Raw genomic sequence first — 2,306 nt, forward strand, 5'->3', positions numbered from 1 at the left:
GTTGATCAATTCTTGGATGGGCATTGCCAAGTTGTTGTGTCGTGGAGCCCCTGCTACAGGATCTCGGATGAAAATGCCGTCATCCATGCCGCGCCTGAAGGGCTTTCGCTTTCCCCGGGAGATCATTGCCTATGCCGTCTGGGCCTGGCACCGTTTTGCTTTGAGCACGGCGGACGTCGAGGACCTTTTGGCCGAGCGCGGCGTGATCGTGAGCCGCGAGAGCATCAGGCTTTGGGTCAACCGCTTTGGCGGGCATTTCTCGACCCGCATCCTACGAGACCGGCCAGCGCCTTCAGACAACTGGCATCTGGACGAGGTGGTTATCCCGATCCGTGGCAAGAAGCACTGGCTGTGGCGGGCCGTGGATGCCAATGGCGACACGCTCGACATCCTCGTGCAAACCCGCAGAAATGCCAGGGCGGCAAAGCGCTTTCTGGCAAGGCTCATCGCGCAGTTCGGCCAGCCCCGTGTGGTGATCACCGACAAACTGCGCAGCTATTTTGCGCCGATCCGGAAGCTCGCTCCCGACGCCGATCATCGGGCACACAAGGGCTTCTGTGGTTGCCGTCCGTGATGCAAGAAGTTTTTCAATCTGCGTGAGTTGGTGATCGAGTGCGAGCTTCTGTCAGGCCTTTGAGTGCGGCGTTACCAGAAGCCGCTGGCCGGGATGGTGATCTGCGGATCGAGGCCAGACCTAAACAACGAGCTTTGACGCTCTTCCCCTTATCCTGGTTTTCCCGATCCAGATCTGTTCGATCATTTTGCCCATTCAGGTCGTTGACTTCTTACACCTCCTTCACCGACGTTGCTCAGCCCTGTGCTACAGTATGGTCATGCAGCGACAGTCTGCGTCGGATCCCGATAACTCTCCTTCGTCATTTGCATTGCCCAGAGGGCGCGGGCCATCTTGTTGGCCAGCGCAACCGCGACCAGCATTTTTGGCTTGCGCGCAAGCATGCGTTCCAGCCAGGACCCTTTGGGTATGGATTTGCGGCCTAACCTGCTCAAGCGTGACATCGCGCCGATGATCAGAAGGCGCCTGATGTCAGACTGTCCTGCCTTCGACATGCGCCCCAGACGGGGTTTGCCGCCGGATGAATGCTGTCGCGGCACGAGTCCCAACCAGGCCGCAAAGTCGCGGCCCCGGGCGAATGTCTCCAGTGGTGGAGCAAACGCCTCAATGGCGAGGGCGCTTAGAGGGCCAACCCCCGGCATCGTCTGAAGACGTTTGGCCGTTTCCGTCTCCGTGGACAACGCTTTGATCCGCTTTAACTTGGCCGCGATCCGTACCGTGGTCTCTTCGATCAGTTCCAAAAGGTCTCGACATTCCTGGCGGACTAGGTCCGGAAGATCGCAATTTGGGTCCTCAAGGATCTCATACCCGCGGCTCACATTCCCGATGCCCTGCGGGATAGTGTGCCCGAACTCGTAGAGGATTGATCGTAGACTGTTTACCAGCTCGGTGCGCTGGTTCACCAAACGCTCCCGGTTCCGGAACAGGATCGCACGGGCCTGTTGTTTCTTGGTCTTGGGCGGAACAAACCTCATCTCCGGCCGCTGCGCGGCGATGACGATAGCTTCAGCATCCGCAGCATCATTCTTCTGGCGTTTCACAAATGGTTTCACATACTGCGGTGCGATCAGTTTCACCTCGTGACCCATCCCGGACAACACTCGCGCCCAGTAGCTGGCACTGCCGCAGGCCTCCATGACGATCACGGCAGGCGGTTGCGTAGAAAGAAACGCGCGAAACTGTGGCCGGGACAGCTTCTTGCGAAATTTCAACTGCCCGGTCATGCTGGCCCCATGAAGATGGAAAACATTCTTCGCCAGGTCCACTCCGATCATTGTATCTATCATTAGCCGTCCTTTCCTTCTTGTGGCTTTGAACACCACGACCTTGGCACATTGCGATGCCGTTTGGGGAGGACGGCAACCACCCCATCTGAACAACCGGATCGAGGGCTCACATAGACCAACGCGACGGCGAGAGAAAATCATGGGGCGCTTCAAGTCCCAACGACAGGCGCAGAGATTCCTCGCGGCCCATGATCAGATAAACACCCTCTTCCGTCCCCGTCGCTATCGTCTCACCGCATCTTCATACCGCCACGCACGGGCTGACGCCTTCAGCCTGTGGAACGACTATGCGCTCCAGATGACCGCATAAGCGCTCACGCCACGCCCCCTTGCGCCCACGATCACCCAACTTGGCAATGCCGTTGGATGAGCCTGTCTTTCGCCGATCATCTCTGGAAACCGGGCATAGCAAGCGAAAGATGATCTACATCAAGCGCGTTCGCGAA

General features: G+C 58.2%; 1 protein-coding gene and 2 pseudogenes. 2 read left to right on the plus strand and 1 reads right to left on the minus strand.

The window, feature by feature from the left end:
• Positions 1–67: 67 nt before the first annotated feature.
• A pseudogene (locus tag A3722_RS13795) lies at positions 68–553 on the plus strand (IS6 family transposase); the annotation flags it as partial.
• A 278-nt stretch (positions 554–831) separates the two neighbouring features.
• Here A3722_RS13795 and A3722_RS13800 read toward each other — a convergent pair.
• Complete coding sequence (locus A3722_RS13800; RefSeq protein ID WP_067629924.1) at positions 832–1,860, minus strand: IS110 family transposase; 1,029 nt, start codon at positions 1,858–1,860, stop codon at positions 832–834.
• Positions 1,861–1,945: 85 nt separating this feature from the next.
• Here A3722_RS13800 and A3722_RS23395 point away from each other — a divergent pair.
• Positions 1,946–2,170, plus strand: a pseudogene (locus tag A3722_RS23395) (DDE-type integrase/transposase/recombinase); the annotation flags it as partial.
• Between the last annotated feature and the right edge of the window lie 136 nt (positions 2,171–2,306).

The sequence above is a fragment of the Sulfitobacter sp. HI0027 genome, assembly GCF_001634775.1.
In the GTDB taxonomy this organism is placed as follows: domain Bacteria; phylum Pseudomonadota; class Alphaproteobacteria; order Rhodobacterales; family Rhodobacteraceae; genus Sulfitobacter.